Below are 21596 nucleotides of genomic sequence, written 5' to 3' on the forward strand. Positions count from 1 at the left end.
TCGCATGTCCGTGTCCAGTACCGACCAGATCGTCATGTCCGAGAACGAGAACGAACTCGACGTGACGAACGAGGTCACCGAGGCCCCCGAGGCCGCTGACACCACCCCCCAGACCACCTTCGCCGACCTCGGCCTCCCCGAGGGCATCGTGCGCAAGCTCGCGCAGAACGGCGTGACGACCCCCTTCCCGATCCAGGCCGCGACCATCCCGGACGCCCTGGCCGGCAAGGACATCCTCGGCCGTGGCCGCACCGGCTCCGGCAAGACCCTCTCCTTCGGTCTGCCGACCCTGGCCCTGCTGGCCGAGGGCCGCACCGAGAAGAAGCGGCCCCGCGCGGTCATCCTCACCCCGACCCGCGAGCTGGCCATGCAGGTCGCCGACGCCCTCCAGCCCTACGGCGACGTCCTCGGCCTGAAGATGAAGGTCGTCTGCGGCGGCACCTCCATGGGCAACCAGATCTACGCCCTGGAGCGCGGTGTCGACGTCCTCGTCGCCACCCCCGGCCGGCTGCGCGACATCATCAACCGCGGCGCCTGCTCCCTGGAGGACGTGCGGATCGCCGTCCTCGACGAGGCCGACCAGATGTCCGACCTGGGCTTCCTGCCCGAGGTCACCGAGCTGCTCGACCAGGTGCCGGCCGGCGGCCAGCGCATGCTCTTCTCCGCCACGATGGAGAACGAGATCAAGACCCTGGTCGACCGCTACCTGAACGAGCCCGTCCTGCACGAGGTGGACGCGGCCCAGGGCGCGGTGACGACCATGTCGCACCACATCCTCATCGTGAAGCCCAAGGACAAGGCGCCGGTCACCGCCGCGATCGCCTCCCGCAAGGGCCGCACGATCATCTTCGTCCGCACCCAGCTGGGCGCCGACCGCGTCGCCGAGCAGCTGCGCGACGCCGGGGTGAAGGCCGACGCGCTGCACGGCGGCATGACCCAGGGCGCCCGCACCCGGACCCTCGCGGACTTCAAGGACGGGTACGTGAACGTGCTCGTCGCCACCGACGTCGCCGCCCGCGGCATCCACGTCGACGGCATCGACCTGGTCCTGAACGTGGACCCGGCCGGCGACCACAAGGACTACCTGCACCGGGCCGGCCGTACCGCCCGTGCGGGCCGTACCGGCACGGTCGTCTCGCTCTCCCTGCCGCACCAGCGGCGCCAGATCTTCCGCCTGATGGAGGACGCCGGCGTCGACGCGGCCCGCCACATCATCCAGGGCGGCGCCGCCTTCGACCCGGAGGTCGCCGAGATCACCGGCGCCCGGTCCATGACCGAGGTGCAGGCCGAGTCGGCCGGCAACGCCGCCCAGCAGGCCGAGCGCGAGGTCGCCCAGCTCACCAAGCAGCTGGAGCGCGCCCAGCGCCGCGCGGCCGAGCTGCGCGAGGAGGCCGACCGGCTGGTCGCCCGGGTCGCCCGCGAGCGCGGCGAGGACCCGGAGACGGCGGTGGCCGAGGCCCAGGCGACGGCGGCGGAACAGCTCGCCGTGGCCGAGGAGCCGGCCGAGCGCGAGGCCGAGCGCGAGGAGCGCCCGGCGGCGGCGCCGTACGAGCGCCGGGAGCGGCGTGGCTTCGAGCGTCGTGACGACCGGGGCGACCGGGGCGAGCGCCGTCCGTTCGACCGCGACCGTGACCGTGGCTTCGAGCGCCGTGACGACCGCGGTGGCCGTGGTTTCGAGCGTCGTGACGACCGGGGCGACCGGGGCGAGCGCCGTCCGTTCGACCGGGACCGTGACCGCGACCGTGGTTTCGAGCGCCGTGACGACCGCGGTGGCCGTGGTTTCGAGCGTCGCGACGACCGCCGTGACGACCGCGGTGGCCGTGGCTTCGAGCGCCGTGACGACCGCCGGGACGACCGGGGCGAGCGCCGTCCGTTCGAGCGCCGTGACGACCGTGGCGGCCGTGGCTTCGAGCGTCGCGACGACCGCCGTGACGACCGGGGCGGCTTCCGCCGCGAGGAGCGCGGTGGCTTCCGCCGTGACGAGCGGAGCGGCCACCGGGGCAGCGACCGCCCGTTCAACCGCGACCGCCGCGACGACCGCCCGGGCTTCCGCTCCGGTGGCCACGACCGCCCCTACGGCCGTCGTGACGACCACCGCGGCACCGGCGGCTCCTTCGGCCGCCGCGAGGACAAGCCGCGCTGGAAGCGCAACGGCTGACACCCCGTGAAGTGAGGGAAGGGCCCGTACGACACCGGTCGTACGGGCCCTTCCGTGTTCCCGCCCAGTGGCGCATATCACATCGCGGGGCAGGGAATTGCTGGAGGCATGACAGATGACGCGCGGGTGACCGGACCGCGGGCGGCGCCCGCTCCGTCGGACGAGGAACGGCTGGCGCAGCTCGGCTACACCCAGGTCCTCGCGCGCCGGATGTCGGCGTTCTCGAACTACGCCGTCTCCTTCACGATCATCTCGGTCCTCTCCGGCTGTCTGACCCTCTACCTCTTCGGCATGACCACGGGCGGCCCCGCCGTGATCACCTGGGGCTGGGTCGCGGTCGGCCTGATGACGCTGTTCGTGGGCCTGTCCATGGCCGAGATCTGCTCGGCGTACCCGACCTCGGCGGGCCTGTACTTCTGGGCCCACCGGCTGGCGCCCGCGCGCTCGGCGGCGGCCTGGGCGTGGTTCACGGGCTGGTTCAACGTGCTGGGCCAGGTGGCGGTGACCGCGGGCGTCGACTTCGGCGCGGCCTCCTTCCTGGGCGCCTATCTGAACCTCCAGACCGGCTTCGAGGTGACCCCGGGCCGTACGGTGGCGCTGTTCGCGGCGATCCTCGTCCTGCACGGCCTGCTCAACACCTTCGGCGTGCGGATCGTGGCGTTCCTGAACGGCGTGAGCGTGTGGTGGCACGTCCTCGGGGTCGCGGTGATCACCGGCGCGCTGGCGCTGGTCCCCGACCGCCACCAGCCGGCGTCCTTCGTCTTCACGCACTTCGTCAACGAGACGGGCTGGGGCAGCGGCCCGTACGTGGTCCTGCTGGGGCTGCTGATGGCCCAGTACACCTTCACCGGCTACGACGCCTCCGCCCATATGACCGAGGAGACCCGGAACGCGGCCACCGCGGGCCCGAAGGGCATCGTCCGCTCGATCTGGACGTCCTGGATCGCCGGCTTCGTGCTCCTGCTGGGCTTCACCTTCGCCATCCAGTCCTACGACGCGGAACTCGCCTCCCCCACCGGCGCCCCGCCCGCCCAGATCCTCCTGGACGCCCTCGGCGCCACGGCCGGCAAGCTGCTCCTGCTGGTGGTGATCGGCGCCCAGCTCTTCTGCGGGATGGCCTCCGTCACCGCCAACAGCCGCATGATCTACGCCTTTTCCCGGGACGGCGCGCTGCCCTTCTCCCGCGTGTGGCACACGGTCGGCCCGCGTACCCGCACCCCCGTCGCGGCGGTCTGGCTGGCCGCCCTCGGCGCGCTGGCCCTCGGCCTGCCCTACCTGATCAACACGACGGCCTACGCGGCGGTGACCTCGATCGCGGTGATCGGCCTGTACATCGCCTACGTCATCCCGACCTTCCTGCGGGTCCGCAAGGGGGCCGCCTTCGACCGCGGCCCCTGGCACCTGGGCCGCTGGTCCGGGGTGATCGGGGTGGTGGCGGTGACGTGGGTGCTGGTGATCACGGTCCTGTTCATGCTGCCGCAGGTCTCCCCGGTCACCTGGCGGACCTTCAACTACGCGCCGGTGGCCGTGCTGGCCGTCCTCGGCTTCGCGGCGGTCTGGTGGCTGGCCTCGGCGCGCCACTGGTTCCTGTCCGGCGGCCCGGCCCCCACACCGGCCGAAAAGTGACCATCGCACCCGTCCCGCGCCCCGCGACGCGGCCGTGTCCCCGATACCCGATCGGCGACACGGCCCCGTCCGGCTATGCTCGGACAAGCAACATCGCCCGGGCCCTTAGCTCAATTGGCAGAGCAGTGGACTTTTAATCCATTGGTTGTGGGTTCGAGTCCCACAGGGCCTACACGCGGGACCCCAGCTCAGTGCGGAAGCGAGCTGGGGTCCTGTCCGTTTCGCCCAGCGTTCACGACCGCGTGCTGGCCCGTAGCTGGCCCGAGGGGCGAGGGGCAGCCTTTCCGCCGCCAGGTCAGCCCGTGCCCGGCGCGGTCGGTGGCGCTGCCGGGCACGGAGTTCGTCGTGAGGCTCGGATGTCTCGGTCTCCTCGTCACGTCCACCTCGGACAGTAACGGCGCCGCGACAGAATGCTCGGTGTCTACTGGGTAATGAGCGCCGGGAGTTCGGTGAGGTGGTCGATTCGCCAGTCCGCGGCCGCCGCGACGTCCGGGTCCGCGGCCCAGAGGTGACCCCATGGACCGCGGCGCAGGTGAGCGGTGCGCAGGCCGGCCGCCGCTGCGGGCACAGTGTCGTTGGCCGGGTGGTCGCCGACGTACAGCGTTTCACCGGGTGGTGCCTGCCCGCACTCGACGGCCCGCTGGAAGAACTCGGGCTGTGGCTTGGCCACCCCCCACTCTCCGGACGTCGCGACCACATCGGCCGGCAGGTCGAGGGCGCGCAGCAATTCACCCGCGCGAGCGGTTTGGTTCCCGGCGATGACGACCCGGACGCCGAGCCGGCGCAGCTCGGCCAGGGCGGGACGGACGTCGTCGTACAGGTCGCTGTCGTCCAAGTGCTCGCCGCGGCCGGCGGCTTCCCGTGCCCGGTACTCGGCTGCGACGTCGATGCCGGGTCGGACGAGGCGGAGGGCGTCGGCGTTGTCACGGCCCTGCGCGACGACGGCCCCGACGAGCGCGGACAGCGTGTGCCGGGGGACGTCCAGCCAGTCGGCCCACGAGGCCCAGTAGCGATCGTCACGGACGAGGGTCTCGCCGACGTCGAAGATCACAGCGCGAATCATGCGGGCAGGGTACTGGGCACGACGAAACGCCCCATCCCGCCCGCGGCGTCGCGGCGGGGCCGGCGGCTCCATCCCGTTCTGCCGCATCATCCGGCCGGTTCGGCGACCTACCGCGCCCCCGTACGTCCCCCCGTATGCGCGCGGCGCCCCGTCGGCTCAGCAACCGCCCCCCTCGCCCCCTCAGCCCGCCGTCGCCTCCGTCGGTTCGGGCAGGGGCAGGGTGTGCCGGGTCTGGAGGGCCTTGGCGCGCAGGTAGCGGATGTTGTGGGCGGTGGTGAAGACGCCGGTGGGCACGCGGTCCCGGACGGTGAGCCCCAGCGTGCGCAACTGGCCGGCCTTGTCGGGGTTGTTGGACAGCAGGTCCAGCTCGGTGACGCCGAGGGCGGTGAGCATCTGGGCGGCGGCAGTGTAGTCGCGGGCGTCCTCCGGGAGGCCGAGGGCGGCATTGGCCTCGTAGGTGTCGAGCCCGCCGTCCTGGAGGGCGTACGCGTCGAGCTTGTTGTAGAGGCCGATGCCCCGGCCCTCCTGGCGGAGGTAGAGCAGGATCCCGCCGCGACCGGCGATCAGCTCCACCGCCTCGCGCAGCTGCGGGCCGCAGTCGCAGCGGGCCGAGCCGAAGACGTCACCGGTCAGGCACTCGGAGTGCAGCCGCACCAGCGGGACCGGGCCGGGCTCGCCCAGGACGAGGGCGAGGTGCTCCCGGCCGTCGGTGAGGCCGTGGAAGGTGACGAGTTCCGCGTCGGCGCCGTAGCCGTCGGCGAAGCGCAGCGGTACCCGGACGCGGGCGCGCGGGGTGGCGGCGGGCAGGTCGGGCATGCGGATCCCTCCGGAACGGGTGTTTCAGTTTTGAAGCAGTGGTCCGGGAACCCTATCCCGTGCTTAAAAGTTAAAGCAATCAGGAGCAGGACGAGCGGCGGCGCCAGGGAACGTCGTCCGCCCCGGCCGCGGTGCCCTCACCCTGCAGCCCGCGCGCGATCTCCGCGCAGATCGCCTCCAGCTGCCCCACCTGGTCCGCGGTGAGCCGGTCGAACAGCAGCGCGCGGACCGTCTCGACGTGCCCGGGCGCCGTCCGCTCCAGTACGGCCGTCCCCTCCTGCGTCAGCACCGCGAGCGAGGCGCGCTTGTCCTCGGCGCAGTTCTCCCGGCGCACCAGGCCGTCCCGCTCCAGCCGGTTCACGACGTACGTCAGCCGGCTGCGGGTGATCTTCAGCGTCTCGGCGAGGTCGGTCATGCGCAGCCGCAGGCCGGGGGCGTCGGAGAGGTTGGCCAGCACCGAGTAGAACAGGTGCGGCATGCCGCCGTCCTGCTGGAGCTGCCGGTCGATCGCGTCCTCCAGGAGGCGGGAGGCGGCGATGTAGGCGCGCCAGGCGCGCTGCTCCTCGGGAGTGAGCCAGCGGATCGTCATGCCGCCAGTGTAGGTTTGTTCAAAAATTGAACCAAGCCGCCGCGGGCCCGCCTCGCCGCCCGCCTCCGGAAGAGAGAGCGCCGATGCCCCTGCCGTACGTGCTGCTGTCCGCCGCCGTCTCCCTCGACGGCTACCTGGACGACACGGGCCCCGAACGGCTCCTGCTGTCCAGCCCGGCCGACTTCGACCGGGTCGACGAGGTGCGGGCCTCGGCCGACGCCCTCCTCGTCGGCGCCGGCACGATCCGCGCCGACAACCCCCGCCTGCTGGTCCACTCCGCCGAGCGGCGCGCGGCGCGGCGCGCGGCGGGCCGCCCGGAGCATCCGCTGAAGGTCGCCGTCACCGGCTCCGGCGACCTCGACCCGGCGGCGCGCTTCTGGCACACCGGCGGCGACAAGCTCGTCTGCACCACCGACACCGGCGCCGTACGGGCCTCGCGCCTCCTCGGGAACACCGCCGACGTCGTCCCGCTCGGCCCCGCCCTGGACTGGCGGTCCCTGCTGGAGCACCTGCACGACGTGCGCGGGGTCGGTCGGCTGATGGTCGAGGGCGGCGGTACGGTCCACACCCAGCTCCTGCGCGAGGGCCTCGCCGACGAACTCCAGCTGGTCCTCGCCCCGCTGCTCGTCGGCGACCCGGCGGCCCCCCGGCTGTTCGGCCCCGGCGCCTACCAGGACGGACGCCTGCGCCTGCTGGACACCCGCCGGATCGAGGACGTCGTCCTCATGCGCTACGCCCCCACGGCCCCCGGCACCGGTACGACCGCCACCGCCGCCGACCGCCACTGGCTGCGCACCGCCTGCGAGCTGGCGGCCCTGTGCCCGCCGTCACGGACGGCGTTCAGCGTCGGCGCGGTCGTGGTCGCCGCCGACGGCACCGAACTGGCCCGGGGGCACTCCCGCGAGGGCGGCGACGCGGTGGTGCACGCGGAGGAGGCGGCGCTCGCGAAGATCGACCCGGCCGAGCCGCGCCTCGCGGGCGCCACGGTGTACTCCAGCCTGGAGCCGTGCACCCGCCGGGCCTCCCGGCCGGCGCCCTGTGCCGAACTGATCCTGCGGGCGGGGGTGCGGCGGGTGGTCACCGCCTGGCGGGAGCCCGACACCTTCGTCACGGCGGCCGACGGGGCGGGCGTGCTGAGCGCGGCGGGCGTGCGGGTCGTCGTCCTGCCGGAGCTGGAGGAGCCGGCCAAGGCGCCGAACGCCCATCTTCTGCCGGGCTGAGCGTGCGCCCGGGCGCACCCGGGCGCACATACACCCAGGGCCCGGAATCCTTGGGATTCCGGGCCCTGGGCCTTCAGTAGCGGGGACAGGATTTGAACCTGCGACCTCTGGGTTATGAGCCCAGCGAGCTACCGAGCTGCTCCACCCCGCGTCGTTGTGGCTCCACTGTACGCCATGCGCGGGATGGTTCGCACATCGGTTTCCGCGGGCCCCGGGTCGGGCGGGCCCCGCAGGTCACGCAAGGTGACCGGGCGAGCGCCGTGCGCATAACATCTGAGTCACCATCAAAACCGCGAGTGACTGCTGAACGCCCTCGGAGGGCAGGCAACTCGCCCGCTTTGACGGGATAGTTGCCGATAACCTCACCAGTAAAAAGCGTGTTGATCAAGGGGGACGGCTTGGAAAGTGACTGGCAGGTCTATTAACGTTCGATAACGCAGCGCGGTCGTCCCAGCCGTCACAAGAGGCGGCTCCGTGCGCACGCGCCGAATCCCGCGAGGGAACCGGGGAACCACCATTTGGGGTGAATCACGCGGATACCGTCGTGCACTCACGCGAGTCCACGACCGGATATACGCGCGTAGGAGACCTTCCTGCTCCGAACCCGTCAGCTAACCCGGTAGGCGGAGGAAGGAAAGGAGCGCGCCCGCGTGGCGTCCAACCGGCCTGTCCCCGAAGCCCCGTCCATACCGGCACAGCGCGAGACCGGGCCCGGGCCCGAGACCTTCGGCTACGGCGCCTACCGCGCCGACGAGGGCCCGTGGGAGGAATGGAACCCCACCGAGGACTCCGTCGCCCCGGTCCGCGGCCGGCACCGGGTCGCCAAGCAGCGCGGCGGCTTCGCGCGCAGCTCCACCGTCCTCGGCGTCGGCGTCATGGCCGCCGTCGGCGCGGGCGGCATGGCCAGCGCCAACACCGGCAAGCCGCCGGTGTCCATCTCCCTGCCGGACCTGCCCTCGGTCGGCTCCCTCTTCCACGACGACGACTCCGACGCCGCCGGGCCCGCCGCCGAGGCCACCGCGCTGAGCACCGTCGCCGTGGCCTCCGGCACGGGCCAGGACAGCGCCGACGCGGGCGAGGTGCTGCGCAACCGGATCATGGCGCAGGCCGAGCAGCAGCAGGGCCAGGCCGACAGCAGGGCGGCCGCCGCCGCGCTCGCCGCCGCCGAGAAGCAGACCGCGCGGGCCGCCGCCGAGGCCGAGCGGGAGGCCGCCGCCAAGGCCGCCGCGGCCAAGGAGAAGGCGGAGGCCGACGCGGCGAAGGCCGAGGCCGAGGCGAAGAAGGCGGCGGAGGAGAAGCGGCTGGCCGAGCTGGCCAGGCAGTACGCGCTCCCGACCTCCTCCTACACGCTCACCTCGACGTTCGGGCAGGCCGGCTCGATGTGGTCCTCCGGCCACCACACCGGGCTCGACTTCGCCGCCCCCACCGGCACCCTGATCAAGGCCGTGCACAGCGGCACGATCACCGAGGCGGCCCTGGCCGGCGCCTATGGCTACCGCACCATCCTGACCCTGGACGACGGCACCGAGCTGTGGTTCTGCCACCAGTCCTCGATCAACGTCACGGTCGGCCAGAAGGTCAGCACCGGCGAGGTCATCGGCCGCGTCGGCGCCACCGGCAACGTCACCGGCCCGCACCTGCACCTGGAGGTCCACCCCGCCGGCTCGCCCACCGGCATCGACCCGATGGCCTGGTTGCGCGACAAGGGCCTCACCCCCTGACGGATCTCCCGGAAGAACCGGGAATCCGGCGCCGGCGGCGGGATGCGATCAGCCCCCGCCGGCGTTGGCATGACGTATGACGTCACTTCGTACACTCGGCTCCTCCGACCTCGAGGTCTTCCCGCTGTGCCTGGGCGGCAACGTCTTCGGCTGGACCGCCGACGAGCAGACCTCCTTCGCCGTCCTCGACGCCTACACCGCGGCCGGCGGCAACTTCATCGACACCGCCGACGTCTACTCGGCCTGGGCCGAGGGCAACAAGGGCGGCGAGTCGGAGACGATCCTCGGCGCGTGGCTGAAGGCCCGCGGCAACCGCTCCGACGTGGTCATCGCGACCAAGGTCAGCCAGCACCCGGAGTACCAGGGCCTGTCGGCCGCCAACATCAAGGCCGCCGCCGACGCCTCGCTGCGCCGCCTGGGCACCGACCACATCGACCTCTACTACACCCACTTCGACCAGCCCGAGGTGCCGGTCGAGGAGATCATCGGCGCGCTGGACGAGCTGGTGAAGGCCGGCAAGGTCCGGCACATCGCCGCCTCCAACATCACCGCCGAGCGCCTGCGCGAGTCCCTGGAGTTCTCCGACCGCGAGGGCCTCGCCCGCTACGTCGCCCTCCAGCCGCACTACAACCTGGTCTCCCGCGACACCTACGAGGGTCCGCTCCAGGAGCTCGTCGCCCGTGAGGGCCTGTCCGTCGTCCCGTACTTCGCGCTCGCCTCGGGATTCCTGACCGGCAAGTACCGGCCCGGCGAGAGCGTCGACAGCGCCCGCGCCGACCGGGTCCAGGACTACCTGGCGTCCGAGCGCGGCCAGAAGGTCCTGACGGCCCTGGACGAGGTCGCCGCCGCCCACGGGGCCCCCGTGGCCACGGTCGCCCTGGCCTGGCTGGCCGCCCAGCCGACGGTCACCGCCCCGATCGCCTCGGCCCGCACGGTGGAGCAGCTGCCGGCGCTGCTCGGCGTGGCGGACCTGGAGCTCACGGACGCGGAGGTGGCGAAGCTGACGGAGGCCTCGGCCTAGCCGCTCCCCGGCGGTGCCGGCCCGCCGTACGGGCCCCGGTCAGGTCCGGTACGGGTTGTACAGGGGGTAGGGCACCGCCGGGTGTCCGTACGGCGCCGCCGCCCGGTACACCGGGACCGGGGCGGCGGCCCGGCCCGCGTACTCCAGTGCCGGCCGGGCCAGGTGCCGCCGCTTCCACAGCTCCTCCAGCAGCTCCCGCTCCCGGGGGACGAAGTCCGCCCCGGCCCTGCCCGCGCGCCCGCGCTGCCGCAGGAACGCGAGCGAGGTGGCGTACCCCTCGTAGCGGGCCACCTCGCGCGCCGCCGGGCGGCCGTGGTGGTGCCGGGCGTAGTCCCGGGCCATCCGGCGCGCCCGCATCGATCCGAGCGCGAAGGGCTCGGCCGGGCCCAGCCACCCGGCCAGCACGTACGCCGGCAGCTCCGCCCGCACCAGGCGCAGCTCCCGCTGCCGGGTCCACACCGCGAGCCAGGTCACCAGCCCGAACACGGGCACCATGAAGCCGCCGTAGACGGCGAAGAACCCGTACTGCCCGAAGGTGGCCGAGCCGTTCCAGAGGGCGTGCATGCCCATCGCGAGCAGCAGTCCGCACACCGGCAGCAGGATCCGCCGGGCGGACCGGCGCCCGGCGGACAGCGCGGCGATGCCGAAGCCGATGCCGGTCAGGACGGTGAACAGGGGGTGCGCGAACGGCGACATCACGATGCGCACGAAGAAGGTGGCGGCGGTGACGGAGGAGATGCCCCGGTCGCCGGTGAGCTGGTCGGTCCCGAAGGCCGTGCCGAGGTAGAGGATGTTCTCGGTGAAGGCGAACCCTGTGGCCGTGATCCCCGCTATCACCACGCCGTCCACGATCCCGGTGAAGTCGCGTCTGCGGAACAGGAAGACCAGCAGGACGGCGGCGGCCTTCGCGGACTCCTCCACGATCGGCGCTATCACCGTGGCGCCGAGGGTGTCGGCGCTCGCCGGGTCGGCGGTGGAGGTGGCGATCCACTCCGTCGCGAAGCTGTTGGCCACGATGGCGATCAGTGCCGCCGCGCAGGCACCCCAGGCGAAGGAGAACACCAGGTTCCGCCAGGGGCCCGGCGCCACCCGGTCCAGCCACCGGAAGGCGGCCAGCAGCCACGGCACCGGCAGCACGGCCAGCCCGAGCCCGACGAGGAACCCGTCCGTGCCGGTCTGCCGCCGCACGAGCGCCAGGATGACCAGCCCGGACAGCGCCAGCAGCGTGCTCGGTGCCCCGTACCGCACCCACCTGCGCTGCCACCAGTGCGGGTGGCGGAGCACACCGTCGCCGGGGCTCGGGGGACAGGTCGCGGACGCAGGACTGGTGGCCACGGCATCGACCCTAACGGTGGCGGGACGAGGGGCCGGTCGGATGACCGGCCCGCCGGTCGGCTAACCGTCCCGGCGGTGCGGTACACGCCGGAACAGCAGATCGTTCACGACGTGTCCCTTGTCCAGTCCCTGTCCCTCGAAACGGGTCAGCGGCCGGAACTCCGGACGCGGCGCGAAACCGCCGTCCGGCCGGGTGTTCTCGAAGTCCGGGTGCGCGGTGAGCACCTCCAGCATCTGCTCGGCGTACGGCTCCCAGTCCGTCGCGCAGTGCAGCAGCGCGCCGGGCTTCAGCCGGGTCGCGGCGAGCGTCAGGAACTCCGGCTGGATGAGCCGCCGCTTGTGGTGCCGCTTCTTGGGCCAGGGATCGGGGAAGTAGACGCGCAGCCCGTCCAGCGCGTCCGGGCGGAGCATCTCGCGGAGCAGGATGATCGCGTCGCCGTTGCCCACCCGGACGTTGGTGAGGCCGCCCCGGTCGGCGAGGCCCAGCAGGTTGCCCTGGCCGGGGGTGTGCACGTCGACGGCGAGGATGTTGGTGCCGGGGTCGCCCGCGGCCATCCGCGCGGTGGCCTCGCCCATCCCGAAGCCGATCTCCAGGACCACGGGACGGTCGTTGCCGAACAGCTCGGCGAGGTCGATCACCCGCTGCCCGTCGATGTCCAGCCCCCACTGGGGCCACAGCCGCTGCAACGCCTCGGCCTGCCCGGCCGTCACCCGGCTGCGCCGCGGCTGGAAGCTGCGGATCCGCCGCTCGAAGTGCGAACCCGCGGGGTCCGCCTTGGGCCCGTCCGGGAAGCGCGGTTCGCCCTTGGCCCGGGCGGGCCGGACGGGGTCACCGGGGGCGGGCGGGGCGGCGGGGGTGTTCAGGGAGTCAGACACAGTAAGGCCGATTTTACGGGTCCGGGCAGCTCACCCCGGCGCCCCGAGCATGGCCAGCGCCCGGCGCCCGATCTCGCGTCCGATCGGCAGCGAGGCGGTGGCCGCGGGCGAGGGCGCGTTCAGCACGTGGACCGCCCGCGCGCCCTCCCGGATCAGGAAGTCGTCCACCAGCGTCCCGTCCCGCAGCACCGCCTGCGCCCGCACCCCGGCCGGGGCCGGCACCAGGTCCCCGGCGGTCACGCCGGGCAGCAGTCTTCGCACCGCCTCCAGGAACGCCCCCTTGGACACCGAGCGGCGCAGCTCGCCCGCCCCGTACCGCCAGTGCCGCCGGGCGATCGCCCACGCGCCCGGCCACGCCAGGGTGCCGGCCAGCTCCCGGGGCCGCAGGACCGTCCAGCCGTACCCCTCGCGGGCCAGCGCCGGCACCGCGTTGGGCCCGAGGTGCACGCCCCCGTCGATCCCGCGGGTCAGATGTACCCCGAGGAACGGGAACGCCGGGTCCGGCACCGGGTACACCAGGCCCCGCACCAGCTCGGGCCGGGCCAGTTCGTAGTACTCCCCGCGGAACGGCACGATCCGCATCCCGGGCTCGTCCCCGGTGAGCCGGGCCACCTCGTCGCAGTGCAGCCCGGCGCAGTTCACCAGCACGCGCCCGCGGACGACGTCCCCGGCGGAGGTCCGCACGGCCACGCCCCGCTCCGGCCGCCGGTCCACCCGGACGACCCGGGCGCCGTACCGGATCTCCGCCCCGGAGGCGCGGGCCAGCTCCCGGGCCACGGCCGCGTAGTCGCACACGCCGGTCGTGCCGACGTGTATCGCGGCCAGGCCGCGCACCTCCGGTTCGTACTCGGCGATCTGCGCGGGTCCCAGCTCCCGCACCGGGATGCCGTTCTCCCGGCCCCGCTGCACGAGCGCGTGCAACCGCGGCAGCTCCGCCCGCTCGGTGGCGACGATCAGCTTGCCGGTGACGGCGTGGGCGATGCCGTACTCGGCGCAGAACTTCACCATCTCGGCGGCGCCCCGCACCGCGTAGCGCGCCTTGAGGGAGCCCGGGCGGTAGTAGATCCCGCTGTGGATGACCCCGCTGTTGCGTCCCGTCTGGTGCCGGGCCGGGCCGGCCTCCTTCTCCAGCACGGTCACGCGCGTGCCCGGCGCCGTCCGCGTGATCGCGTACGCCGTCGACAGCCCGACGATCCCCCCGCCGACCACGAGCACATCACAGTCGTACGCCCCGCCCAGCACCGAGCACCACCTCCACTCCCGATAGTGCACTGCGCCACTGACAGCACTCTCAAACGCGGGACCGGCCCGCCGTGCGGCCGGGCCGCGCGGGCGCGGCTCCTACGCCGGGGTCATCAGGAGGGGCCGGGCCCGCTCCCGCAGCTCCACCACCCGCGGCTCGTCCCCGTACGGCTCCAGCCGGTGCAGGAGGTCCTTCACGTACTCGGTGGTGCGGGCGGACGAGATCCGCCCCGCCACCTCCACGGCCCGCACCCCCTGCTCGCACGCCGCGTCGAGGTTCCCGGACTCCAGCTCGGCGACGGCCGACACCACCAGCCGCAGCCCGTGCGACCGCACGAACTCCTCCGTCGGCTTGGACAGGGCCTGCTCGGTGAACCTGCGCACCTGCCGGGGCGCCTTCAGGTCCCGGTAGCACTCCGCGGCGTCCGCGGCGAACCGGTCGTATCCGTAGAAACCGAGCCAGGAGGGGTCGTTGTCGCCGGGCCGGGACCGTTCCAGCCAGCCCTCCGCCGCCTTCAGCGCCGCGCCGGCCGCCTGCGCGTCGCCCGCGCGCGCGTGTGCCCGCGCCTCGACCAACCGGAAGAAGCTCATGGTGCGGGCGGTGGCCAGGCCCCGGTTGCGCTCCAGCGCGGCCTGCGCGAGGTCCACGCCCTCGTCGCCGAAGCCCCGGTAGGTGGCCTGCAACGACATGGAGGCGAGGACGTAGCCCCCGAGGGGGACGTCCGCCGCCGCGCGCGCGAGGCGCAGCGCCTGGATGTAGTACCGCTGCGCGGCCTCCTGCTGCCCGGTGTCGAAGGCCATCCAGCCCGCGAGCCGGGTGAGTTCGGCCGAGGCGCCGAACAGGGCGCGGCCCACCTCGTCGGAGTAGGAGCCGAGCAGCAGCGGGGCCGCCTCCACCCGCAGGCACTCCGGCACCATCGACGAACGCCAGTCCCCGCCGCCGTACTTGGAGTCCCAGCGCCGGGCGTCCTCGGCGGCCTCCCGCAGCTTCTGCACGTCGCTGTGGCCGACTTTGAGCGGGGCGCCGGAGCCCTCGGCGGCGCCCGCCTCCCGCGCGACCGAGCTGTCGGCGGGGGTTATCAGCCAGCGCGAGGCGGGCGTCGCGTACGCGCTCACCGCGAACGATCCGGCGAGGGACTGCCAGATGCCGCCGGAGCCGGCCCGGCGGCCGGCCAGGTCGAGGCGGTACAGCTCGGTCGCCGACTTCACCGCCTGGGCCACGTCCCGGGGGAAGGCGAGGCCCACCTCGGGCGCGGGATCGGCGTCCGCCAGGCCGATCTCGTGCAGCGGCACGGGACGGCCGAGCTTCTGCCCGATGGCGGCGGCGATCAGGTGCGGCGCGGCACCCTGGGGCACCATGCCCTTCGACACCCAGCGCGCCACCGACGTCTTGTCGTAGCGAAGTGTCAACCCGCGCTGGGCGCCAAGGTCGTTGACGCGCCGGGCGAGTCCGGCGTTGCTGATTCCCGCGAGGGCGAGAACGGCGCCGAGCTTTTCGTTCGGCCCGCGTTGCTCCCTGGACATGCGCCACCCCTCGACACAGACGGCTGCCGCGCTGGCATAACCACGCGGCATTCGTAAACCCAGCGTAGTTCGCCGCATCCCAAGCGTTAAGGGGCAATGTTCCGGATGGCGGGATGTGGTCAGTGCGGCCGAGCGGCCGTTCACGCAGCGTGCGCGGGCTGTCGCCACGTGCCCCCGCACGTGTGGCCGTGCGCCCGCCCGTGCGCTCTTCTCCGGCCAACCGGAGAGCGGTTGCATGGGCCGTGCGTGGGTCGGCCCGCTGTACTGGATCCAGCGGGCTGGGGGACACCGCCGCCTTCATCCCCGCGGGTGGCGGACCGGTCCGGGAGGCGTCATCCGCCTCCCGGACCGTGCGTGTGTGTAAGCCCCCAGGCGCTCCGCAGGCCTGTACGGAGCGTGCTCAATTTCGGCGCCCTGTCACGGAATTGGCTGAAAAACATCCCCCGATCGAGTGGTGAAATTCCCTCGCGACCATGCAACTTGGGGGCGCGAAACGGGTTTTGGGGGAGCGCATTAGGGGCGCGTTCGCTTCGTCCCCGCGGGACGCGGTCGCCGCCGCGCGGGCCCGCCGCCCGTCGGCTCCCCCTTCCCCGCGCCGCGGGCACCGCTCGCGCGAAGGCGGCCACGCCGCACCTCCGGGACGTGTTCTTCATGGCAGCATGGGGCCGTTCGTGCGGTGCACTGGTGGTCCACAGCCTGTGGAGGCGTCGATGCGGTGGTTGGTGGGGTGGAGCAGCACCGCCGCGGGCGCCGCCGGGACCGGCTCGGCCGGAGCCGTCGGGTACGACGGCGAAACCCTGCAACCGGTCGGCTCCCAGCTCCTGTGGGGCGACCCGGACCCGCTGTGGGCGGTCGGCGACTGGCGCCCGGACGAGATCCGCGTGGTGCACGCCGACCCGGAGCACCGGATCGCCGTCCTCGGCATCTGCGGCGCCACCGACGAGGAACTGCGGCGCGGCCTGTTCACCGCGCGCGGGGGCGCGGTGCGCCACCTGACCACCTGGTCCGGCAGCTACACGGCCGTGGTCCGGGCCGGCCGCCGCGTCACCGTCTGCGGCGACCTCGCGGGCGCCCGGCCGGTCTTCTACACCCCCTGGGCCGGCGGCACCGCCTACGCCACCGCCGCGCTGCCGCTCGCCGACCTCGTCGAGGCCAACCTCGACTTCACCCACCTCGCGGCCCTGCTCGCCGCCCCGGACGTACCGGCCGCGCTGCGCGACACCACCCCCTACGACGGCGTACGCCGTGTTCCGCCGGGGCACGCCCTGGTGCTGCGCGCCGGGGCGCGCGAGATCGCCGGGTACGAACCGGTCGCCTCCCTCGCCGTGTCCGCGCCCCCCGCCGACCCCGGCCACGCCGTGGACGCCGTACGGGACGCCCTGGTGGAGGCGGTGCGCACCCGGCTGGCGGCCCCCCGGCACGTACCCGACCTGGATCCCGGACCGGTGCCCGGCATGGGCCCGGCCGAGCGGCGCGCCGCCCGCGGGATGCCGGTGCCCGGCGTCGGCGCCGACCTGTCCGGCGGGCCCGCCTCCGGCACCCTCGCGCTGCTGGCCGCCGGGCTGCCCGGCCGGCCCGGCACCCTCCTCGGCCACCGCACCGGCGCGGGCGAGCGCCTCCTCGCCGTCACCTTCAACGACCTGGCCGTGCCCGGCCGCGAGGCCGAACTCGAGCGCGCCGGCGCACTGGCCGCGGGCCCCCGGCTGCACCACGTCGTGGTCACCGGCGGCGAGGAGACCCTGCCGTACGCCGACCTGGAGGGCCCCCTCACCGACGAACCCGGCCCCTGCCTGGTCCAGGCGGCCCGGCACCGGGCGCGGCTCGCCGCCGGCAGCGCGGACCACTTCACCGGCCACGGCGCCCGCCAGGTGCTGGACGCCCACCCCGCCCGGCTCGCCGACCTCCTGGTGGACCGCCGCCGGCGCCACCTGGTCCGGCCGGTCGCCGCGCTCGCCCGCGCCGACGGCTCGGTGTTCGTCCCCGCGCGCGTGTACGGCGCGGCCCGGAAGCTCGCCCGCACCCCCTACCGGGCGGGCCTGGAGGCACTGGCCGAGCGGCTGATGCGGCGCCGCTTCGACGAGCCCCGGGGCGCGGCCGACGCGTCCCTCGCCGCGCTGGCCTGGGCCGGGCCCGGTCCCGCCGCGCGGTGGCTGACCGGGGAGGCACTGGCCGAAGTATCGGTTCTGCTCCAGGCGGAGGCGGACCGCTCCGGAAGCGGCGCCCTGCGGCCCGGCGACTACCGCGCGCGGGCGGCGCTCGCCCGGCACGCCGCCGACCTCCGCGTTCTGGAGCAGGCCGCCGAGGTCCGCTCCCAGCGGCTGCACGCGCCCTTCCTCGACAACCAGGTCGTCCGGGCCTGCCGCGACCTCCCCGAGGCGCTGCGGGTCCGGCCCGGCGCTCGCGCGGCCGTCCTGCGCACGGTCCTGGAGGGCGCCGGTGTCACCGACCTGCCGCCCGGCTGGGGCGCCCCCTCCCACGCCTCCACGGCGGCGGCCGCGCGCGCGGGACTGCGGGCGGCGGCCGACCCCCTCCTGGACCTCTTCGCCACCCCCCTGCTGGCCGACGCCGGCCTGGTGGAGGCCCGCGTCGTCCGCGCGGCCCTGCGGGGCGGGGCGGCGGGCGAACCCCTTCCCCTGGACGGCCTCGCCGACCTGGTCTCCCTCGAACTGTGGCTGCGGCGCCTCCTGGCCCGCCGCGGCACGTGCTGGACGGGCACCCCGTCCCGCTCCCGCGCGGTCCCCTCGGGGATCCAGCCGAGGCGCAGCGCGCTGACGCCGGGAGCGTGAGCCGACGTGGGGGAGGGCGGCGGTACGGGTGGGCGGCCCGGACCGGCGTCCGGCCGCGAGCCCGGTGGGCGCGCGCAGTCTCCCGCCTTCCTTCGACACGTAGTGGGGCGCACGGGGTCCAAGCCCGCGTCCCTTCGGCACGTTGTCGGGCGCACCGGGGCCAAGCCCGCGCCCCTTCGGCACGCTGTCCGGCGCACCCGGTCCCAGGTCCCCGCGTCCCGCCTCCGCGCCCCCCGCGCAACACCGGCCGCCGCACCGGTCCCGAGCCCCCGTGCCCCCGTGCCCCGCCCCCCGCGACAATGACCGGGTGCGGTACGGAATCCTGGGCGTGACCCAAGCAGCGGACGACCGGGGGGCTCCCGTACCCATCGGCGGGCGCCGGCTGCGCACGCTGGTCGCCGCCCTGGCCCTGCGGGCCGGCCGAACCGTCGACCCCGCCACCCTCATCGACGAGATCTGGGCGGACGACCCGCCCCAGGACGCCCCCGCCGCCCTCCAGGCCCTCGTCGGGCGGCTGCGCCGCACCCTCGGCAGGGACACCGTCACCTCCGCCCCCGGCGGTTACCGCCTCGAAGCCGCCCGGGACGACGTGGACCTCCACGTCTTCGAGCGGCTCACCCGCACCGGCACCGCGGCCCTCGCCGCCGGTGAGGCGGCCACCGCCCACCGCGTCCTCACCGAGGCGCTGTCCCTCTGGTACGGCCCCGCCCTCGCCGACCTCCCCGACCGGGCCGCCGCCGCCCGCCCCGAGGCCCTGCGCCTGGAGGCGGCCCGCGCCCGCGCCGCCGCCGCCCTCGACCTCGGCCGCGCCCAGGAGGCCGTCCCGGAGCTGCGGGAACTGACCGCCGCCCACCCCTACGACGAGCCGCTGCGCGTCCTGCTCATCCGCGCCCTGCGCGACACCGGCCGCACGGCCGACGCCCTCGCCGCCTACGAGTCCGCCCGCCGCACCCTCGCCGACACCCTCGGCGCCGACCCGGGCCGGGAACTGCGGGACCTGCACGCGGCGCTGCTGAGCGAGGAGGCCCCCGCCGCCCAGGCGCCCCCGCGCCCGCCCCGGCGCACCGGGAACCTCCGCCCCCGGCTGACCTCCTTCGTCGGGCGGGAACCGGAGCTGGCGGCCATCCGCCGCGACCTGCGCGCGGCCCGCCTGGTGACGCTCACCGGACCCGGCGGCTCCGGGAAGACCCGCCTCGCCGAGGAGGCCGCCGCCGCCCACCCCTCGGCCTGGCTGGTGGAACTGGCCCCGCTCGACCGCCCGGAGGCGGTCCCCGCCGCCGTGGTCAGCGCGCTCGGCCTGCGCGAGACCGTGCTGCTGACCACCGAGCTGGGCACCCCGCAGACCGACCCCACGGCCCTGCTGATCGAGTACTGCGCCCCGCGCGGCCTCCTCCTGGTCCTCGACAACTGCGAACACGTCGTCGGCGCCGCCGCCGCCCTCGCCGAGACCCTCCTCACCCGCTGCCCGGGGCTCACGGTCCTCGCCACCAGCCGGGAACCCCTGGGCGTGCCCGGCGAGTCGGTGCGCCCGGTCGAGCCCCTCATCCCCGAGCAGGCGCACCGCCTCTTCGCCGAGCGCGCGCGGGCCGTGCGCCCCGACGCCGACGCGGTGCTCACCGACACCGGGGCCGTCGCGGAGATCTGCCGCCGCCTGGACGGGCTGCCGCTCGCCATCGAACTGGCCGCCGCCCGGCTCCGGCTGCTGACCCCGCGGCAGATCGCCGACCGCCTGGACGACCGCTTCCGCCTGCTCACCTCCGGCAGCCGCACGGTCCTGCCCCGCCAGCAGACCCTGCGCGCGGTCGTCGACTGGTCCTGGGACCTGCTGGACGAGGCCGAGCGGACGGTGCTGCGCGAGGTGTCGGTGTTCGCCGGCGGCTGGGACCTGGCGGCGGCCGAGGCCGTGTGCACCGGCCCCGCGGCGGACCTGCTCGGCGCGCTGGTCGACAAGTCCCTCGTGGTCGCCGCCCCGTACGACCCGGACGGCACCGGCACCGGGACCGGCATGCGCTACCGCATGCTAGAGACCATCCACGAGTACGCCACCGAGCGGGCCGCCGAGGTCCCCGGGCTGCGCGCGGCGGCCGAGAGCCGCCACTGCGCCTGGGCGCGCTCGCTGGTGGAGGAGGCCGGGCCGCAGCTGCGGTCGGCGGCCCAGCTGCCCTGGTTCTCCCGCCTGGAGACCGAGCTGGACAACATCCGCGCGGCCCTGGACCGCGCGGTCCGCGCGGGCGACGAGGCCGGGGCCGGCGCCCTGGTGCTGGCCATCGGCTGGTTCTGGTGGCTGCGCAGCCACCGCCAGGAGGCGGTGGCCTGGGTGCGCCTCGTGCTCCGCCTGGGCGTCGCCCTGGACGCCCTGCCCGGGGACGCGCCGCCCGAGGAGCTGATGGCCCGGGTGGAGGCCGCCGACCCGGTGGGCGCCTTCCTCACCGGCCCCGACGGCGGGGCCGGGCACCCGCTGGCCGAGCTGCGGACGGACCTGCGGATGCTCGACCTGTTCCTGACCTCCGAGTCGGGCGCCGACCACCTCGCGGGCGACGAACGGGCCCCGGAGTACGTGGCGCGCGTGCGGGCCGCCTACGAGCGCGGCGGCCCCCGGGCCGCCCGCTTCCCGGGCATCCTCTGGCCGCTGACCACCTACTACCTGGGCAGCCCCGCCGACGTCCGCCCGAACCTGTCGGAGGCCGTCGCCAACGCCCGCCGGTACGGCGGTGACTGGGAGGTCGCGGTCGCCCTGATGTACCGCGCCCACGTGGCCGTCGACTCCTCGGGCAACCTCCGCGGCGTGGACGAGGACCTGGCCGAGCTGCGCCGCCTCGGCCGGCGCGTCGGCGACCGCTGGGTGGGGGCCCAGGTGTGCAGCGCGGCCGGTGAGGCGGCCATGGCGCGCGGCCGGTTCGACGAGGCACGCGCCGAGTACCAGGAGGCGCTGCGCCTCGCCCGCGAGGTCGGCGCGGACGCCGAGGCGCCGTTCCTGATCGCCCGGCTCGCCGAGATCTCCTACCGCTGCGGCGACCGGGAGGGCGCGCTGGCCGCCCTGGACGAGGCGGAGTCGGCCGCCGACCGGTACGCGGTGCCGGAGTCCCGGGCCTTCGTGCTGCTGCTGCGCGCCCACCTCGCCCTGACCGACGGGGACACCGGCCGCGCCCGCGCGCTGCACGCGGCCTCCCGCGCGCTGGTCGGGGACGGCGGCACCGCGCCCCCGCAGTTCGTGGCGGCCCTGCGCATGGTGGAGGCGTACCTCGTCGCCGAGGAGTCGGGCACGGCCGAGGGGCTGCGCCTCCTGGCGACCGCCCTGCGCGAGGCCGTGGACGACCGCTGCGCCGAGGCGGTCACGGCCGGCCTGGTGGACGCGGCGGCCTGCCTGCTGGCCCGGAACGGCGATCTGCCCGCCGCCGTCCGGCTGTTCAGCGCCGCGGACGGCTGGCGCGAGGGCGTCCCCCGGCCGGAGCCGGAACGCGGCGAGGCCGCCCGGGCGCACGCCGACGCCCGCGCGGCCCTCCCGCCCGCCCGCTACGCCGCCGAGTGCGCCCGGGGCGCCGCCATGGGCGTCGCGGACGTCCTGCGCGACCTGGGCGCGGTGCCGGCGGCGAGCCGTACGACCGGCGGGTGAACGGGC

At 74.9% G+C, this 21596-nt stretch carries 14 protein-coding genes, 2 tRNA genes and 1 riboswitch; of the genes, 8 read left to right on the plus strand and 8 right to left on the minus strand.

The features are described from left to right. Positions 1-4 precede the first annotated feature (4 nt). The 3 genes from ACZ63H_RS31600 to ACZ63H_RS31610 all read left to right on the plus strand — a co-directional run bounded on the left by ACZ63H_RS31600 (position 5) and on the right by ACZ63H_RS31610 (position 3956). Positions 5-2158 (plus strand): DEAD/DEAH box helicase, encoded by a 2154-nt coding sequence (locus tag ACZ63H_RS31600; RefSeq protein ID WP_469870967.1) that lies wholly within the window; start codon positions 5-7, stop codon positions 2156-2158. A gap of 108 nt (positions 2159-2266) precedes the next feature. Continuing rightward, on the plus strand, positions 2267-3784 hold the full coding sequence (locus ACZ63H_RS31605) for an amino acid permease (protein ID WP_469870969.1): 1518 nt from the start codon (positions 2267-2269) through the stop codon (positions 3782-3784). A gap of 99 nt (positions 3785-3883) precedes the next feature. After that, positions 3884-3956, plus strand: a tRNA-Lys gene (locus tag ACZ63H_RS31610). Between the two features lie 249 nt (positions 3957-4205). On the opposite strand, the gene ACZ63H_RS31615 is transcribed toward ACZ63H_RS31610, so the two are convergent. From ACZ63H_RS31615 to ACZ63H_RS31625, 3 genes are all read right to left on the minus strand, one after another. Next, positions 4206-4847: an HAD family hydrolase gene (locus ACZ63H_RS31615; protein ID WP_469870971.1), complete on the minus strand. Its 642-nt coding sequence runs from the start codon at positions 4845-4847 to the stop codon at positions 4206-4208. Positions 4848-5027: 180 nt separating this feature from the next. Then, on the minus strand, positions 5028-5663 hold the full coding sequence (locus tag ACZ63H_RS31620; protein WP_469870973.1) for a GTP cyclohydrolase II: 636 nt from the start codon (positions 5661-5663) through the stop codon (positions 5028-5030). Between the two features lie 79 nt (positions 5664-5742). Continuing rightward, on the minus strand, positions 5743-6252 hold the full coding sequence (locus ACZ63H_RS31625; RefSeq protein WP_469870975.1) for a MarR family winged helix-turn-helix transcriptional regulator: 510 nt from the start codon (positions 6250-6252) through the stop codon (positions 5743-5745). Positions 6253-6335: 83 nt separating this feature from the next. Here ACZ63H_RS31625 and ACZ63H_RS31630 point away from each other — a divergent pair, with 83 nt between their 5' ends. Beyond that, entirely contained in the window at positions 6336-7472 is a 1137-nt protein-coding gene (locus tag ACZ63H_RS31630; RefSeq protein ID WP_469870977.1) for a dihydrofolate reductase family protein, read from the plus strand. 77 nt (positions 7473-7549) lie between these two features. Here ACZ63H_RS31630 and ACZ63H_RS31635 read toward each other — a convergent pair. Next, a tRNA-Met gene (locus ACZ63H_RS31635) sits at positions 7550-7623 on the minus strand. Positions 7624-7945: 322 nt separating this feature from the next. Then, a riboswitch (cyclic di-AMP (ydaO/yuaA leader) is annotated at positions 7946-8113 on the plus strand. 9 nt (positions 8114-8122) lie between these two features. Between ACZ63H_RS31635 and ACZ63H_RS31640 the strand changes: the two genes are divergently transcribed. Continuing rightward, positions 8123-9193, plus strand: a complete 1071-nt coding sequence (locus ACZ63H_RS31640) for a M23 family metallopeptidase (protein WP_469870978.1) — start codon at positions 8123-8125, stop codon at positions 9191-9193. 76 nt (positions 9194-9269) lie between these two features. Further along, positions 9270-10214: an aldo/keto reductase gene (locus tag ACZ63H_RS31645; RefSeq protein ID WP_469870979.1), complete on the plus strand. Its 945-nt coding sequence runs from the start codon at positions 9270-9272 to the stop codon at positions 10212-10214. Positions 10215-10253: 39 nt separating this feature from the next. Here the strand turns inward: ACZ63H_RS31645 and ACZ63H_RS31650 are convergent, their stop codons facing one another. From ACZ63H_RS31650 to ACZ63H_RS31665, 4 genes are all read right to left on the minus strand, one after another. Continuing rightward, entirely contained in the window at positions 10254-11549 is a 1296-nt protein-coding gene (locus ACZ63H_RS31650) for a PrsW family intramembrane metalloprotease (protein ID WP_469870980.1), read from the minus strand. Positions 11550-11609: 60 nt separating this feature from the next. Further along, positions 11610-12425: a tRNA (guanosine(46)-N7)-methyltransferase TrmB gene (gene trmB / locus ACZ63H_RS31655; protein ID WP_469870981.1), complete on the minus strand. Its 816-nt coding sequence runs from the start codon at positions 12423-12425 to the stop codon at positions 11610-11612. A 30-nt stretch (positions 12426-12455) separates the two neighbouring features. Then, positions 12456-13667 (minus strand): L-2-hydroxyglutarate oxidase, encoded by a 1212-nt coding sequence (lhgO, locus tag ACZ63H_RS31660; RefSeq protein ID WP_469870983.1) that lies wholly within the window; start codon positions 13665-13667, stop codon positions 12456-12458. 99 nt (positions 13668-13766) lie between these two features. Beyond that, positions 13767-15191, minus strand: coding sequence for an MFS transporter (locus ACZ63H_RS31665; protein ID WP_469870985.1), 1425 nt, complete (start codon positions 15189-15191; stop codon positions 13767-13769). A gap of 710 nt (positions 15192-15901) precedes the next feature. Between ACZ63H_RS31665 and ACZ63H_RS31670 the strand changes: the two genes are divergently transcribed. Both ACZ63H_RS31670 and ACZ63H_RS31675 read left to right on the plus strand, forming a co-directional pair. Next, positions 15902-17977, plus strand: coding sequence for an asparagine synthase-related protein (locus ACZ63H_RS31670; RefSeq protein ID WP_469870987.1), 2076 nt, complete (start codon positions 15902-15904; stop codon positions 17975-17977). Between the two features lie 307 nt (positions 17978-18284). Beyond that, positions 18285-21590, plus strand: coding sequence for an AfsR/SARP family transcriptional regulator (locus ACZ63H_RS31675; protein ID WP_469870989.1), 3306 nt, complete (start codon positions 18285-18287; stop codon positions 21588-21590). The last annotated feature ends 6 nt before the right edge of the window (positions 21591-21596 follow it).

The sequence above is a fragment of the Streptomyces sp. NPDC104831 genome (assembly GCF_055583025.1).

Bases quoted from the DNA above. Each gene is read 5' to 3' on its own strand.
- ACZ63H_RS31600 (WP_469870967.1), top strand. From the start codon at position 5: ATGTCCGTGTCCAGTACCGACCAGATCGTCATGTCCGAGAACGAGAAC.
- ACZ63H_RS31605 (WP_469870969.1), top strand. From the start codon at position 2,267: ATGACAGATGACGCGCGGGTGACCGGACCGCGGGCGGCGCCCGCTCCG.
- ACZ63H_RS31615 (WP_469870971.1), bottom strand. From the start codon at position 4,847: ATGATTCGCGCTGTGATCTTCGACGTCGGCGAGACCCTCGTCCGTGAC.
- ACZ63H_RS31620 (WP_469870973.1), bottom strand. From the start codon at position 5,663: ATGCCCGACCTGCCCGCCGCCACCCCGCGCGCCCGCGTCCGGGTACCG.
- ACZ63H_RS31625 (WP_469870975.1), bottom strand. From the start codon at position 6,252: ATGACGATCCGCTGGCTCACTCCCGAGGAGCAGCGCGCCTGGCGCGCC.
- ACZ63H_RS31630 (WP_469870977.1), top strand. From the start codon at position 6,336: ATGCCCCTGCCGTACGTGCTGCTGTCCGCCGCCGTCTCCCTCGACGGC.
- ACZ63H_RS31645 (WP_469870979.1), top strand. From the start codon at position 9,270: ATGACGTCACTTCGTACACTCGGCTCCTCCGACCTCGAGGTCTTCCCG.
- ACZ63H_RS31665 (WP_469870985.1), bottom strand. From the start codon at position 15,191: ATGTCCAGGGAGCAACGCGGGCCGAACGAAAAGCTCGGCGCCGTTCTC.
- ACZ63H_RS31670 (WP_469870987.1), top strand. From the start codon at position 15,902: ATGCGGTGGTTGGTGGGGTGGAGCAGCACCGCCGCGGGCGCCGCCGGG.